Genomic DNA, 15188 nt, shown 5'->3' on the forward strand with positions numbered 1-15188 from the left:
GAAAGCATCCGATCATCAAAGGATATACAATATTAGAGCAAACATTTAAACTCTCAAAATTTAGACCTTGTTTTTCTTACTTATCCCTCTTTTCCATGCCATTTAAGGCTTCTATTCCAGCGGAATTAAATAATTTAGCGGCCTAAATTAAATGACTGATGCTTCAGGTAAACAACATTATTGCTGAAAAAGACCGATACATAACCGGATTAAAGAAAAGAAACATTTCTAATGCGGAAGAATTGCTGAATGAGGTAATTCAATTGGACGAATCTAGAAAGAGTACACAGCAAGAGTTAGACTCCAACTTGGCCGAAGCAAACAGTATTGCCAAGCAAATTGGTGCTTTAATGAAAGAGGGCAAAAAAGATGAGGCTGAAAAAATAAAGGCCAGAACCTCTGAATTAAAGCAACTAAATAAAGAGCTAGGCGAAAAGCTGAATGGCATTCAAGACGATTTGACCCAAAAGCTTTACAATATCCCTAACGTTCCCAATGAATCTGTACCTGCAGGAAATACAGATGAAGACAATGTAGAAATTAAGAAAGTGGGCGAAGTTCCAACCCTTAATGATGGCGCTATGGCGCATTGGGATCTCATAAAAAAGCACGACATCATAGATTTCGACTTAGGGATAAAAATCACAGGGGCAGGATTTCCAGTTTATAAAGGAAAAGGTGCTAGGCTTCAAAGAGCCTTAGTAAACTATTTCTTAGATGAAGCGGTAAAAGCAGGGTACTCTGAAGTTCAGCCACCTATTGTGGTTAATGAAGCTAGCGGCTACGGCACTGGTCAGCTTCCAGACAAGGAAGGACAGATGTATCATATTGGAGAAGAGAACCTATTCCTTATTCCAACCGCAGAAGTTCCAATCACTAACCTTTATAGAGATGTGATACTGAATGAGCAGGATCTTCCTGTAAAGCATGCTGGTTTCACACCTTGCTTTAGAAGAGAAGCCGGGAGCTGGGGAGCTCACGTAAGGGGTCTCAACAGACTTCATCAGTTCGACAAGGTAGAAATTGTGCAAGTAAGAAAGCCAGAAGAATCTTATCAGGCACTTGAAGAGATGTGTGCTCATGTAGAACACCTACTCTCTAGCTTAAATCTGCCATACCGAATTTTGAGGCTTTGCGGTGGAGACCTAGGCTTTACCTCTGCCCTAACCTTCGATTTTGAAGTATATTCTGCAGCACAAGGCAAGTGGCTAGAAGTAAGTTCTGTTTCTAACTTTGAAACCTACCAAGCAAACCGCTTAAAGCTTAGGTATAAAGACGAAAACAAGAAGTCCATTTTACTTCATACACTGAACGGTAGCGCCATGGCCTTACCTAGAATAATCGCTGCAATTTTGGAGAACAACCAAGACGAAAGCGGAATCAACATTCCAGAGGTATTACATTCGTATACTGGGTTTAACAGAATATAGAACCCACCTTGTAGCAGGCGTTCTACATACTTATATTGCAAGCTTTCGTTAATACGAAGAGAATAGAACGCGCTGCTATTGACTTTTACTAGACTCCATTTTTTGGTGTGCATTCTGCTGTGCACCAATGTTTTCAGCTTTGCCCAAACACTTGAGGTACAAGCTCAAGCCTCTTACTGCTATATGGCAGGACAACCATTACCTATCTCCCAATTCGTGGTAATCAGCGGAGACAGTAACGAACAGCTGGAAGGCATTCAGGTAACCATAGAAAACTATGATGCTTCTACAGATTTACTAGCCTACAATGGCACTGCAGTAAATAGCAACTTCGATAGCTCAAATGGCATACTCACTTTAAATGGTCACTCATATAACTGGACCGTAAACGGAAGTGATGCTCCAGAAGGAAAATACTCTTACTTTGCCTCTTGGGTTATTGAAGCCAACAATATCACTTCTACAGAAGAAGTTAGAGGAGAGTTTAAATTAATAAGATAAACCAACCATGTACATCAGAAAAGGGATCAAATCTGACCTTCCACAAGTATTAGAACTTATACAGGAGTTAGCCGATTATGAAAAAGCTGCTCATGAAGTAGAAATAACCCTTATCCAATTGGAAGAAGATGGGTTTGGGGAAAACCCAGTCTATGAGTTTTTTGTGGCTGAAAACGAAAGTGAAATTGTTGGCATTGCTCTTTATTACTTCAGGTACTCCACCTGGAAAGGAAAAGCCGTTTACCTAGAAGATTTGGTAGTAAAAGGCTCAGAAAGAGGAAAAGGTTATGGACAACTTCTTTTAGACGCAATAATTAAAGAAGCAAAACGAACCAACTCCAAGCAGGTAAGATGGCAAGTACTCGATTGGAACGAACCCGCCATTGAATTCTACAAGAAACTTGGAGCTGATCTAGATGGGGAGTGGATAAATTGTACACTTACCTCTCAACAAATTCAATCTTACTAAGCCTCTTCCAACAATGTCCTAAAGGCTGCAAACTGGTTTGGAAACTTCTGATTAACCTTTAACCTCAATTCTTGAGAGAATGCATTAAGGTACATGGTTATGTTATCCATACTTTCAGCAAAATACTGAATGCTATAAGATGACGACTCAGGGTCTTCGGTATTTAATACCTTGAAAATTTTATGATCTACGAACTGATTTGTTTCGAGCACCTCTGGAATGTGAGTTTCTTTCATCCACTTTAACCACTCTTTTTCAACTCTTTTGTCTATTGCTACCGTTACGTTATAAAGAATCATTCTACTGCTGTTTGGCACAAAATTAAGGCTTATTTTTGTGCTAAACATTTCAATAGTCGTTGAGTTTTGAAGCATATGCTATCTAAGGTTGACAACCTACCCTTCGTAAACGAGAACAATGCCTTCTATCTGCTCTTAGCCATGCACGTTGCTGGAGTAGTAGGCATGAGTATAGACGCATCGAGAGAACTCTTTCAGATGCTCACCCCATTCAACCTTGTGGCCACTGCCGCTATTCTTCTTCATTTTGAAAAGATTAAGTCTGGTCAATACTTCTTATTTATTCTACTCACCATAATCATTGGCTTTTTTGTTGAAGTAGCCGGGGTTCATTCGGGAGTTATTTTTGGTGAGTATAGCTACGGGCCAACTCTTGGCTTTAAACTTTGGGATGTACCTCTGGCAATAGGTATAAACTGGGTAATTATGATTTATTGCACTGGCTTATTTGCCAGAAGTGTTGCCCATAGCAAGGTTCCAACCATACTAGTTGGTGCTGTTTTAATGACGGCCATTGACATTCTAATTGAACCTGTTGCAGTTAAGCTCGATTTTTGGACTTGGGAAGGAAACCATATTCCTCTTCGCAACTACTTAGGCTGGTTTATTACCAGCATAATACTTCACACTTTATTTTATTATTTAATGCCGAAGTCAAACAATTCGTTGGCACCTAGACTTTTATATATATTGATCGGCTTTTTTATGGCTTTGAATTTTATTTGAAGCAGTTAGAAACAATTCAATGAACGTACTGTTTGTGAGGAAATGTTAGAGGCAATTTTGTGGACGTTTTTGGGATTTGTTTTGATGGAGGTCTTTTCTTGGGCCATTCACAAATACCTAATGCATGGTATTTTGTGGAACATTCACAAAACCCATCACACTCACACAAAAGGTTTCTTTGAGCTAAATGATCTCTTTACTGTAATTTTTGGTGGAACAGCCATAGTATTAATATTACTAGGCGCAGAGACCTTCGATTACAGGTTCTGGATAGGCTGCGGTATTAGTCTGTATGGTATGTCTTACTTTATTTTACACGATGTACTCATACACAAAAGGCTGAGTTGGTTTAACAGACCAAAAAGTAAATACCTAAAAGCCATAACCGAGGCTCATAAGGCTCATCATAGCACTCAAAAAAACAACTCAGTGTCGTTCGGACTATTTGTTGTACCGAGAGAGTTTTGGAAGAAGCAAGGAATAAAGGAGTAAAGGTTTGGCAAATTATTCAATTAAAGATTTAGAGCACCTTTCGGGGATTAAAGCTCACACCCTAAGAATCTGGGAACAGAGATACGGATTGATTAATCCTAAAAGAACTGATACCAACATACGGTATTACGATCAGGATGATTTGAAGCTCGTACTCAATGTTTCTTTATTAAAAGACAACGGTTTTAAGATCTCCAAAATAGCGGAGATGTCTAAGAAAGAGCTGCAGGAAGCTGTAGTAGAAGTATCTGACAAAACAACAAGTTTTGTAGATCAGATCTACGGTCTCACTTTGGCAATGATAGACTTAGACGAACAGCGTTTTGAGAAAATCATTTCGTCTAGCACCCTAAAAGTAGGCTTTGAGCGCACCATGCTCAACATTATATATCCTTTCCTTTCAAAGATTGGAATAATGTGGCTTACTGACGCTGTAAATCCTGCACAGGAGCATTTTATCACTAATTTGATAAGGCAGAAGGTTATTGTAGCCATAGATGGACAATACGAGACCTTTGACGAAAAGGCAAAAAAGTACATGCTCTTCCTTCCCGAAGGCGAACTTCACGAACTTGGTTTGCTCTTCGCTAACTATCTAATAAGAGCAAAAGGTAATAAGGTAATTTATCTGGGTCAGAATATGCCGTTCGATGATCTGTCAATGGTGTACGACACCTATCAACCAGACTACCTCTTTACTATACTTACAAATAACAGTAGAGCATTTGACCCGAAGGAATACTTGGCCAATCTTTCTGAACTGTTCCCTAATACAGAAATCTTGGTAAGTGGTAGCCAAATTATTGGAGAAGATTTAGGCCTACCAGATAATGTAATAGAGGTAGCCAATCCGAACAGAATACTAGAATTCATCAGCGCTCACCAGTCTGAGTCGGTTTCAAAATAATTTTTTTTTGAATTTATTGAGCTCGCGATGTACCTGCTTCGCGAGCTACAGTCATTCCTATTCATCAATTAGCTCAACCCCTGAGATTAAGGCGTAAGAAGTGCCGTTTTTCAGCTTTTCCTCCTTTTAGAGCTACTCAAAACCTATATCTAGACACTTTTTTGCGATTGGTTGAATCCATTAGCCAATTTGCCTCGTATATATATAGTTACATGTACATACCCGTATAATCATTTTGTTGAATCATTTGTCAACTATCTCTTCCATATTTTAAACAGTCTGATCATTATCTCATTTTTTGTTTAACCTTATTATTTAAACTTTCCACAAAAAGCTCTTGACTTTTGTTTAATCATTATTGATATTTGTTCAACATAAAAGCAAAAGTTATGACAGCTCTAGAATACAGTTACACAATTACACAAATGACTAAATCTCTGAAGCCATTTGCTTTGAAGTTGACAAAGGATACCGAAGACGCTAATGATTTACTTCAGGAGACATTAATGAAGGCCTATAGAAACAGAGAGAAATTCTCTGAAGGCACAAATCTGAAAGCGTGGTTATATACTATAATGAAGAACACTTTTATTACCAATTATCAGAGAATGGTAAGAAGAGGAACCTTCATTGATACTACAGATAATTTACACTTTATCAATTCTAGCGATGTAAACATCGAGAATGGAGCGTATGGCAACTTTGCCATGAAAGACATTACAGCGGCAATTGAGTCGTTAGATGATGTTTATAAAACTCCATTTATGATGTATTTCAGAGGTTTTAAATATCATGAGATTGCCGATAGACTTGAAATTCCTATTGGTACAGTGAAAAATAGAATTCACATTGCCAGAAAGCAACTCAAAGAAAAATTAAGAACATACAGAAGCTAGTGCTAGTTTAGCTTTAATGAATAAGAAAACAGCACTAGTTATTGGTTCCGGTTTTTCAGGCCTTTCTGCCGCCATCAACTTGGCTCACAAAGGTTTTGAGGTAAAAATTCTGGAAAAGAATAACTCCATTGGAGGAAGAGCCCGACAGTTTAGCGAGTCGGGCTTTACTTTTGATATGGGGCCTAGTTGGTACTGGATGCCCGATGTTTTTGAAAGTTTCTTCAACAAATTCGGAAAATCGGTTACCGATTATTACGATTTAGTCAGGCTAGACCCTTCATATCAGGTAGTTTATGAAAATGGAGATGCTATGCCAATTCCAGCCCAAATGGCCGAGCTTAAAAAGCTATTCGACTCTATTGAGCCGGGCTCTGGTGTTCAATTGGATGAATTTCTAAAACAGGCTGCTTACAAATATGAAGTAGGCATTAACCAACTGGTGTATAAGCCAGGCAGGACCCTCACAGAATTTGCTGACCCTAAACTACTAATTGATGTAGTTAGAATGGATATCTTCCAATCTATGGCTAAGCATGTAAGAAAATACTTTAAGCACCCCAAGCTAATTCAGCTCATGGAGTTTCCGGTGTTGTTTCTTGGTGCCCTCCCTGAAAATACCCCAGCGCTATATAGTTTAATGAACTATGCAGATATGGCTTTAGGTACGTGGTACCCAAAGGATGGCATGTTCAAAATTGTTGAGGCAATGGCATCTTTGGCCGAAGAGCTAGGTGTTGAAATACTTACAGACCATGAAGTAACATCTATAGAAACCAAAAGCGGCAAGGTTTCTTCAGTAGAAACAGTGCAAGGCTCCTTTTCTGCAGATGTTGTGGTGGCAGGAGCAGATTATCATCATGTAGATGATAAATTATTGAGCAAAGCCGATAGAAACTACTCAGAGAAATACTGGGACAAGCGAGTACTTGCCCCATCTTCTTTGCTTTATTACGTAGGGCTAAACAAAAAACTGGACGGCCTACTCCATCACAATTTGTTTTTTGATACGGACTTTACCCCGCATGCCCATAATATTTATACCGATCCTAAGTGGCCAGATAATCCGCTATTCTACGCATCACTAACTTCAAAAACTGATGACACAGTAGCCCCTCAAGGTCATGAGAATTTATTCTTGCTAATACCTGTAGCACCAGGACTGGAAGACAATGAAGAAATAAGAGATCATTACTTTAAACTTATAGTAAAAAGAATGGAGGAATACTGCGGACAATCCATTTTGGAACACGTGGTATATAAGAGAAGCTTTGCTCACAAAGACTTTGTTAGCGATTACCATTCATTTAAGGGCAACGCCTATGGCTTGGCCAATACATTGAAACAAACCGCCATTCTGAAGCCTAGCCTTAAAAACAAGCATGTAAAAAATCTGTACTACACAGGTCAATTAACTGTTCCTGGGCCAGGGGTTCCTCCGAGTTTAATATCGGGAATTGTGGTGGCCAATGAAATTGTAAAAGACTTGGCTTAAACCTCTTACACATAATTTAGTTATCTTAACTCATGGATCTGTTCGATCAAACCACATTGGAATGCAGCAAGCTTATCACTCAACGATACAGCACTTCGTTCACTTTAGGTATAAAAACCCTGCACAAGAAGCTGCACTTCCCCATCTACGCCATTTATGGCTTTGTTCGCTATGCAGATGAAATTGTAGATACCTTCCATGATAAAGACAAAGCAAGGCTACTGGATGAGTTTGAAGAGAACACCTTCAAGGCCATTGCACAACAAGTGAGTCTCAACCCAGTACTTCATGCTTTTCAACTTATAGTAAACAAATACGAGATAGACCATGAGCTTATTCGGTCTTTCTTACACTCCATGAGGTTAGACCTCAGTGAAACCGTTTATAATCAAGACGGGTATGAAGAATATATATATGGTTCGGCAGAAGTAGTTGGCCTAATGTGCTTGAAGGTCTTTTGCAACGGAGACAATACCCAGTATGAAAAGCTCTTACCTCCTGCCAAAAAGTTAGGAGCAGCGTTTCAGAAAGTAAACTTCATCAGGGACATTAAAAGTGATTACGAAGAAAGAGGAAGAGTTTATTTTCCTGGCGTAGACTTCAATGATTTTAGTCTAACGGCCAAAGAAGCCATTGAAGCTGATATTCAGAAAGACTTTGACGATGCATTAGTTGGCATTAAGAAGCTTCCGAAAGAAGCAAGATTGGGCGTTTATTTAGCCTACAAGTATTATCTGAAGCTCTTTAATAAAATTAAAAAATGCCCTCCTTCTAGAATTAAGGAAGAGAGAATTCGAATTCCCGATGCTAGAAAGTTTGGCATTTTAGTAGGCATTTACTTTAAGCACAGAATACACACAATTTGATTTTGACTGATTAATTGGTGCTACAGAAACTAAATCTCAAACATAAATATTCATTCTAGGTTATGCTATTATGTTTAATCTCAGTGTAGATATCGACAACAATTCTGGCTTCTGCTTTGGTGTGGTATACGCCATAGAAATGGCTGAAGACATTCTGGAAGAAGAGGGAAATCTCTATTGTCTAGGAGATATAGTACACAATGATGAGGAGGTTAAGCGACTAGAAAAAAAAGGGTTGAAAATCATCAACCATGAGCAACTAAAGCTGCTTACAAATGCTAAAGTGCTCATTAGAGCCCATGGCGAGCCACCTGCCACATATCAAATGGCACTTCAAAACAACTTAGAGTTAATTGATGCATCTTGCCCAGTGGTTCTAAAGCTTCAGAATAGAATCAAAAACAGCTTCGCTAAAGAAGAGCAGATCTACATTTACGGTAAACATGGCCACGCAGAAGTAGTAGGTCTTTTAGGCCAAACCAATAATGAAGCCGTTGTCTTTCAAGATATAGCAGAACTAGATATTCCCACATTACCACGAGAACTCACCCTCTATTCTCAAACCACCAAAAGCACAGACAAATTTTACGAGATTAATAAAATACTTGAGGAAAACGGAATCACTGTAAAAACCAATGATACCATTTGTCGACAGGTATCGAATCGCGATAAAGAGTTAAGAGATTTCGCCAGAAAGTTTGATGTAGTTGTTTTTGTAAGCGGCACAAAATCTTCTAATGGTAAAGTGCTGTACAGAATATGTGCCGATCAGAATCCAAGAACACACTTTGTCTCATCGCTTGCAGATGTAAAATCTGAATGGTTCGGGAAAAACGAAAGTGTTGGTATTTGCGGAGCTACTTCTACTCCAATGTGGTTGATGGAAGAAATTAAATCACACCTTCAAAAGCTATAATCGTTAATTTTAGGCATGGCCGGAGCCAAGTCAAATACTGGAGTTTATGTTGCCCTTACCATAATTATTTTATGGTTTGCCACTTTAGCCTTTGCCTTGCAATGGCAACTAGAGTTTGACTCGCCAGTTACCTATTTGCTTATTCTTTTGCTGACCCATTTGTATACTGGGCTATTTATAACTGCTCATGACGCAATGCACGGAACAGTAGCAAAAAACCTTAAACTCAACCATGGTATTGGCCATTTTACCTCGTTATTATTCAGCTTTAACTTTTACAGAAGGTTGTTTCCAAAACATCACGAACATCATAGGTATGTGGCTACAGACAAAGACCCAGACTACCACGGAGGCAACTTCTTTGCTTGGTATCTAAGCTTTTTGAAGCAGTACCTAAATATTTGGCAAATTCTACTCATGGCCATAAGCTTCAACATTTTAAAGCTTTTCTTACCCACGGAAAACCTTATTGTATTTTGGATGCTGCCAGCGGTACTTTCTACTTTACAGTTGTTCTATTTTGGCACTTACCTACCCCATAGAGGAGAACACAAACAAGACAACATTCATAAGTCTAATAGTCAGAAGCTTAATCATGCTTGGGCATTTTTAAGCTGCTATTTCTTTGGCTACCACTACGAACACCATGCCTCTCCAGGCACGCCATGGTGGCAACTCTGGAAGGTTAAAGAAAAATACGAAACCAGTAAATAAAAGGCTACTCGCATTTCTACAAGTAGCCTTCAAAGTGTTTTCTATCTGTTTTTCTTAATGTCTATCGTCTTTTTCTACAGCACCATCCACAATGTTAATTGTTCTATTTCCGTAGGCTGCATTCTCCTTTGAGTGGGTTACCTGAACAATGGTCATCCCTTCACTATTTAATTTCTGGAACAACTTCATTATTTCTTCTGCTTGATCTGAGTGCAAATTACCCGTTGGTTCATCGGCCAAGAGTAGTTTTGGCTCACCTATTAAAGCCCTCGCTACACCAACCAACTGCTGCTGGCCACCTGAAAGCTGCTCAGGAAAAAGGTCTTTCTTCGCCACCATTTGGAACCTATCCAACATTTCGGCTACCATGCTTTTTCTCTCTTTCGACTTTACGCCTTTGTATAGCAAAGGCGTCTCAATGTTTTCATAAACTGTCAATTCATCGATCAAATGATAGGCCTGAAAAACAAAGCCAATGTGATGTTTGTGCAAATCGGAGCGCTTACGTTCCTTCATTCTATGAATAGGCTCATCAAAGAAATAATACTCTCCCTGAGAAGGTTCGTCAAGCATTCCAATAATGTTCATTAAAGTAGACTTTCCTGCACCCGATGGCCCCATAATAGTTACAAACTCACCTTGCTCTATGTCTAAATCAATTCCTTTCAGAATGAATGTTCTCTGGTATTTTGAGTCGACAAATTTGTCGATGTCGCGTAGTTTAATCATTTGACTTGTTTAAGTTTTGACCTTTTCGGTTTACCAATTTATATGCCAATAGCGAATATATTGATTTTCAGCATTAAGCAGTTATTACGCAAATCGAAACTGTACAGATTCGATCACTTTTGTTCACTATTGACACGCTATTCAGACCGCAGTGCCTTAACCGGGTTAGATTTGGCAGCAGCATAAGTTTTCTGACTCACTGTTAGCAATGCTATGAATAGTGCTACAAAGCCTGCAAGCAAGAACGTTAAAACTGATGGAGTAATGGAAAAAGCGAAGTTTTGCAACCACCAACCAGATAAGTAGAATGCAACAGGTGCCGCAATAACAAAGGCAATAGCTATTAGAATGGCGAAATCTTTAGATAGCAGATATAAAACTTGCCATATAGAGGCGCCTAAAACTTTCCTCACGCCTACCTCTTTTATTCGCTGTTCTGTTGAATATGACGCAAGACCAAACAAGCCCAAGCAGGCAATTCCCACAGCCAGTATTGCGAAGAAAACCACCAATTGACTTAAGGCTTTTTCATTATCGTAGTGTGCAGCTAAGTCTTCTTCTAAGAAAGAATATTCAAAAGGTTGTGATGGAGCAAATTCCGTCCACTTATCTCGAACGTAACTCACCACCTCACTTTGACTCTCTGGATTTACCTTTATGAAGATCTCCTGAAAGTTCGGGAAGAAGTAGGCATAGAAGCATGATTCAGTTCTTCTTTGAAGGGGTTCAAAATTGATATCATCGATAACACCTATGATCTGTTTTCTTTGCCAGTCACCTCCAAAACCTTGGACATCTATAAACTTGCCAACAGCCTCGCCTTTTAAGTTCAGCTCTGCTTCGGCCCTCCTATTGATGATAATTGCTTCTGTGGAATCGGTTGGAATTGTTGGGTCAAAATTTCTACCATCTTGTACCTCTATATTCATGACATCTAGGTAGTTCAGATAAATATTTATGCCGGCTAAATTCAATCCATCAACTTCTTCAGAAACAGATTCTGACTTCACAAAAATAATTGGCCTGAGTCCGCCTGGTTTAGAAAAAGTAGCTGTAACCCCTTCAATACTTGGGTTCTTCTCAAGCTCATTTTTGAAAGCCTCCATTCTTGGAGTAATCGCCTGATTGGTATTAGAAACCATCAAAATATTTTCACGCTGAAAGCCCAAAGGCTTATTCTGAAGAAAGCTAAGCTGATTATAAACTATAACTGTTCCGATGATCATCACAATGGATATTACAAACTGGAAAACAACCAGCGCTTTTCTGAAGATACCAGAACCTCCCATACCCGCTGCAAGCTTGCCTTTTAACACCACTACAGGTTTAAAAGCCGAGAGAAAGAGAGCAGGATATACCCCAGAGCCCAACCCAATAACAACTACTATGAGAGCCAACGCTCCCAAAACCTCAGGCTCAAATAGCATTGCCGAAGACAAAGGCTTATTGATGAAGCCAGAAAACGGACCTATAAGCAAGTAGACTATGATTAATGACAGAAGAGCTGAAATTGATGCCAATACTAAAGACTCTCCCAAAAACTGACTTATCAGTTGTTTTCTGTAGGCTCCAAGCACTTTCCTCATACCCACCTCTTTAGCTCTTTTGGCCGATCTGGCCGTAGCCAAATTCATGTAGTTAATACCCGCAATAAGCAGAACAAACACGCCTACAGCCGTAAAAATGTAAACGAAATCCATGCTGCCATTTACAGATATTTCGTTTCTCAAATTCGATTTTAAATGAATGTCTTCTAAGGCTATTAAATCAGGATTAAACATATGCAAACGCCCCTCCTCAATATTGGCTGCCTTCAGCTCAACCATTTTTGCTGTCACCAAATTAGCATGCTTTGCATCTGTTAACTTAATGTAGTTATAGAAGCCATCATTAGCCCAAGAGTTGAGGAAATTGGCATTTTGGCTACGAAATGTCTGGTTAGAAAAAAGCAGATCGAAAGCGATATGGGTGTTTTTTGGCAAATTTTCTAATAGACCTGTAACCTCATAGTTGGTATCCTGCTGCCCCTTCACTTTTAGCGTTTTGCCAATCACATTGGTATTTCCGAAATATCTAACGGCCGCAGTTTCTGTTAGCACAACCGTATTGGGAGCAGACAGCACCTGTTCTTTCTGGCCTTGAAGCAAAGAGAAGTTGAAAAACTCTAGGAAGTTAGTATCCACAAAAAAGGAATTATTCTCTTTGTAAAGCTCAGTATCTACCTCTATTACCAGCTGTTGACCACCACCACTCATTCGGGTATAATCTGTAACTTCTGGTAGTTGATTGCTAAGCGCAGGAGCTAAGGCAGAAGTGCTAGTTGGATATTTATAGTTTCCACTACTTAATCTCAACTCATTATTGATTCTAAAAACCTTTTCAGAATCTGAATGAAATTTATCGAAACTTAATTCAAACCTTATGACAAGAAGTATGACCAAAAAGGCCGAAATACCTAAGGTAAGACCGAAAATATTGACTCCAGCGTAGCCAGGATTTTTCCTGATTGTGCGTAGGGCAACTAAAAAATAACTCTTTAACATGAACCTATTTAGCGAGAGGTTCTCAGAAAATCAAGCTAAAAAGTGTAGAAACCTGTTTGTTCTACTGGCGGAAACAGTAACATAGCACATACAAAAGCTAATATGGAAATGACAAAACCTATCATAAAGAAGGTGTAACAGGCCCTTAGCAATTTGTATTTTTTACCAAGCACTACACCCAAGTAATAGATGTCTTTTATAAGGCTACTGTAAAGGTAGTCGCCATCTTTCATCATTTCTTTCATGCCCCATTCGTATCTGTCTAGCTTCATCTTATGGAAGTTTCCAAAAAAGAGCAGGTTCGTCTTCTTACTCAATACATCTTGATCTGTAAACACCCCAGATGATAAGTTAGGCCGAGTAGCCAAAATGGCCAAAACAATAGTGGTTAAAGAAACAATAATGAGTACAATGGTGGGTATAACTAAGTTAGGATACTCGTATAGCTTGCGGATAAGCACCGAAACCACTACCGAAAGAATAATGGTATTCACTGAAATCATGATATTGGCCTTATTATCGGCCATAGCACTGAGTTCTAAGTGGTTTTTAGAGGTAGTTCTGAACATGGTTTCAACCCCTCTATCTGGCTTCAGCCTGGCCTTCTCTTCCATCTTCGCCAGTTGCTTCTCCAGCTTTTTTATCTTTTTAGACTCGGCTTTGTTTTTCTTCTTAGGCTCTCCCTTCCCTATCCTTTTAAGGTTATCATCCTTAATGGGTTGCAAGTATTTCTTACCGAACTCAGTGAAATACTCATGGTCGTTAAAGAAGCTATAGTTCAGTTCATCCCACTCCTCATCACTGATTTGCTTGTCTTTGGTTAACTCAATTTCGCGATGCATGCGGTCAGACATTTTATGGTAATCGGTACATGCTAAATGGTGCATGTCCGCATCGCACAAAATTTCTTCCATTAGCGTTTTAGGAGCTTGAGGCATCTTTGTGGCCGAGATGCAATTACAGATGGTATCTATTTTATCTTGGGCTAGACCTTCCTTTTGCAAAAACTCTTTGGCAATCCTTACACTAGTATCTTCATGGTTCGTACATCCCTCAGTATAACCAACATCGTGAAACCAAGCTGCCATGGTGATCAGCTCCAACTCATCTTCGTTTAAATCACTTTCTCGTCCAATAATACGAGCCGCATCCACAACCCTTTCGGTATGTTGATAGTTATGATAAACGAAACTCTCCGAGAGTTTCTCGGTAAAAAGTTCTTTACAATAGGCCTGAACCTTCGAAACAAGTAAATCTGCCACTGCGCTTTGTTCTAATCTTAAATATAGGACCCGGGACCCAAATTACTTGAATCTCAGTGCCTATAAGGAATGATATTAAATTTATTTTTGTTCCCTAGCATGAAAATGATCCATTCGGCCAAGATATTCATCTTATTTATTTTAACCTCTTTGTCGCTCCATATACAAGCGCAAGATAGACCTCCGTACGATCTAGAATCGCCAAAGATAATCTATACGCTTCCTGACTATTTGGAAGAAGTTTCTGGCCTTACTTATTTCAATACCAATCAACTCGCAATGCACAACGATGAAAAAGGGAGAATGTATGTATTCGACCTAAAAAAAAGAGCCGTTGTACAAAGGGTAAGGTTTGATGGAGATGGAGACTATGAGGGCATTGAACGAGTGGGAGAATACATATACATTGTAAAAAGCAATGGTAATCTCTATCGTTTTAATGTAAACATTGAAGGTGTCGTAGAGAAAATTGAAACCCCATTCGATTCTAAAAACAATGTAGAAGGCCTTGGGTATAACCCGAAAACCAACCATTTACTAATAGCCCTAAAAGATGATGGAGACACCCCCGATGTAAAAGTTGCCGGCAAGGCCATTTATGGGTACAACCTCAATGAAAAGACTTTCGATAAACTCCCACATTTTTCTGTAAGCCATAAAGACATGGAAAGAGTGCTGGGAAAAGACTATAAATTTCACCCTTCTGCAGTGGCAGTTCACCCTTTAACTGAAGAGGTATATGTTCTTTCAGCACACAAAAGAGCACTAATGGTATTTGGAAAAGACGGTAAGCCCAAAAACCTGACCGACCTAAAGAGGAGCTTATTTCCTCAACCTGAAGGAATAGCTTTTAGCCCCGAAGGAGACCTCTATATAAGTAATGAAATGGAGGGAGAAGGGGGAACACTACTTTGGTTTAAAATGAAGCAGTAGAACCATTAATTGA

The 15188-nt window shown here is 39.2% G+C and carries 16 protein-coding genes; 12 read left to right on the forward strand and 4 right to left on the reverse strand.

The window, feature by feature from the left end:
• Positions 1-158 precede the first annotated feature (158 nt).
• The 3 genes from serS to T7867_RS04115 all read left to right on the forward strand — a co-directional run bounded on the left by serS (position 159) and on the right by T7867_RS04115 (position 2400).
• The gene (gene serS / locus T7867_RS04105; RefSeq protein ID WP_068216058.1) at positions 159-1430 is read left to right on the forward strand and encodes a serine--tRNA ligase; all 1272 of its coding nucleotides are present in this window, start codon (positions 159-161) and stop codon (positions 1428-1430) included.
• A 183-nt stretch (positions 1431-1613) separates the two neighbouring features.
• Positions 1614-1931 carry a hypothetical protein gene (locus tag T7867_RS04110; RefSeq protein WP_322299845.1) on the forward strand — a complete coding sequence of 106 codons (318 nt, stop codon included), beginning with the start codon at positions 1614-1616 and terminating at the stop codon, positions 1929-1931.
• A 7-nt stretch (positions 1932-1938) separates the two neighbouring features.
• On the forward strand, positions 1939-2400 hold the full coding sequence (locus T7867_RS04115; RefSeq protein ID WP_322299846.1) for a GNAT family N-acetyltransferase: 462 nt from the start codon (positions 1939-1941) through the stop codon (positions 2398-2400).
• Here T7867_RS04115 and T7867_RS04120 read toward each other — a convergent pair.
• On the reverse strand, positions 2397-2747 hold the full coding sequence (locus tag T7867_RS04120; protein WP_273514791.1) for a DUF4286 family protein: 351 nt from the start codon (positions 2745-2747) through the stop codon (positions 2397-2399). The genes T7867_RS04115 and T7867_RS04120 overlap by 4 nt on opposite strands.
• Positions 2748-2774: 27 nt before the next feature.
• On the opposite strand from T7867_RS04120, the gene T7867_RS04125 reads away from it, so the two are divergent.
• The 8 genes from T7867_RS04125 to T7867_RS04160 all read left to right on the forward strand — a co-directional run bounded on the left by T7867_RS04125 (position 2775) and on the right by T7867_RS04160 (position 9708).
• Positions 2775-3425 carry a carotenoid biosynthesis protein gene (locus T7867_RS04125; RefSeq protein WP_068216065.1) on the forward strand — a complete coding sequence of 217 codons (651 nt, stop codon included), beginning with the start codon at positions 2775-2777 and terminating at the stop codon, positions 3423-3425.
• Positions 3426-3467: 42 nt separating this feature from the next.
• Positions 3468-3917, forward strand: coding sequence for a sterol desaturase family protein (locus T7867_RS04130; RefSeq protein ID WP_288339790.1), 450 nt, complete (start codon positions 3468-3470; stop codon positions 3915-3917).
• 4 nt (positions 3918-3921) lie between these two features.
• Positions 3922-4824 (forward strand): MerR family transcriptional regulator, encoded by a 903-nt coding sequence (locus T7867_RS04135; protein ID WP_068216069.1) that lies wholly within the window; start codon positions 3922-3924, stop codon positions 4822-4824.
• A 389-nt stretch (positions 4825-5213) separates the two neighbouring features.
• Positions 5214-5720 carry an RNA polymerase sigma factor gene (locus T7867_RS04140; RefSeq protein WP_068216070.1) on the forward strand — a complete coding sequence of 169 codons (507 nt, stop codon included), beginning with the start codon at positions 5214-5216 and terminating at the stop codon, positions 5718-5720.
• A 16-nt stretch (positions 5721-5736) separates the two neighbouring features.
• Positions 5737-7212, forward strand: a complete 1476-nt coding sequence (locus T7867_RS04145) for a phytoene desaturase family protein (RefSeq protein ID WP_273514787.1) — start codon at positions 5737-5739, stop codon at positions 7210-7212.
• 32 nt (positions 7213-7244) lie between these two features.
• Complete coding sequence (locus T7867_RS04150; RefSeq protein ID WP_322299847.1) at positions 7245-8078, forward strand: phytoene/squalene synthase family protein; 834 nt, start codon at positions 7245-7247, stop codon at positions 8076-8078.
• A gap of 70 nt (positions 8079-8148) precedes the next feature.
• On the forward strand, positions 8149-8994 hold the full coding sequence (locus T7867_RS04155; RefSeq protein ID WP_322299848.1) for a 4-hydroxy-3-methylbut-2-enyl diphosphate reductase: 846 nt from the start codon (positions 8149-8151) through the stop codon (positions 8992-8994).
• A gap of 15 nt (positions 8995-9009) precedes the next feature.
• Entirely contained in the window at positions 9010-9708 is a 699-nt protein-coding gene (locus T7867_RS04160; protein WP_322299849.1) for a fatty acid desaturase, read from the forward strand.
• 54 nt (positions 9709-9762) lie between these two features.
• Here the strand turns inward: T7867_RS04160 and T7867_RS04165 are convergent, their stop codons facing one another.
• From T7867_RS04165 to T7867_RS04175, 3 genes are all read right to left on the reverse strand, one after another.
• A complete protein-coding gene (locus T7867_RS04165; protein WP_068216080.1) occupies positions 9763-10437 on the reverse strand; it encodes an ABC transporter ATP-binding protein in 675 nt (224 codons plus the stop codon).
• 137 nt (positions 10438-10574) lie between these two features.
• Positions 10575-12980 (reverse strand): ABC transporter permease, encoded by a 2406-nt coding sequence (locus T7867_RS04170; protein ID WP_322299850.1) that lies wholly within the window; start codon positions 12978-12980, stop codon positions 10575-10577.
• Between the two features lie 35 nt (positions 12981-13015).
• Positions 13016-14242, reverse strand: a complete 1227-nt coding sequence (locus T7867_RS04175; RefSeq protein WP_322299851.1) for a Pycsar system effector family protein — start codon at positions 14240-14242, stop codon at positions 13016-13018.
• A gap of 150 nt (positions 14243-14392) precedes the next feature.
• Here T7867_RS04175 and T7867_RS04180 point away from each other — a divergent pair, with 150 nt between their 5' ends.
• Positions 14393-15175, forward strand: a complete 783-nt coding sequence (locus tag T7867_RS04180; RefSeq protein ID WP_157717491.1) for an SdiA-regulated domain-containing protein — start codon at positions 14393-14395, stop codon at positions 15173-15175.
• Positions 15176-15188 lie beyond the last annotated feature (13 nt).

Source organism: Roseivirga spongicola (genome assembly GCF_034376045.1).
Taxonomy (GTDB): domain Bacteria; phylum Bacteroidota; class Bacteroidia; order Cytophagales; family Cyclobacteriaceae; genus Roseivirga; species Roseivirga spongicola.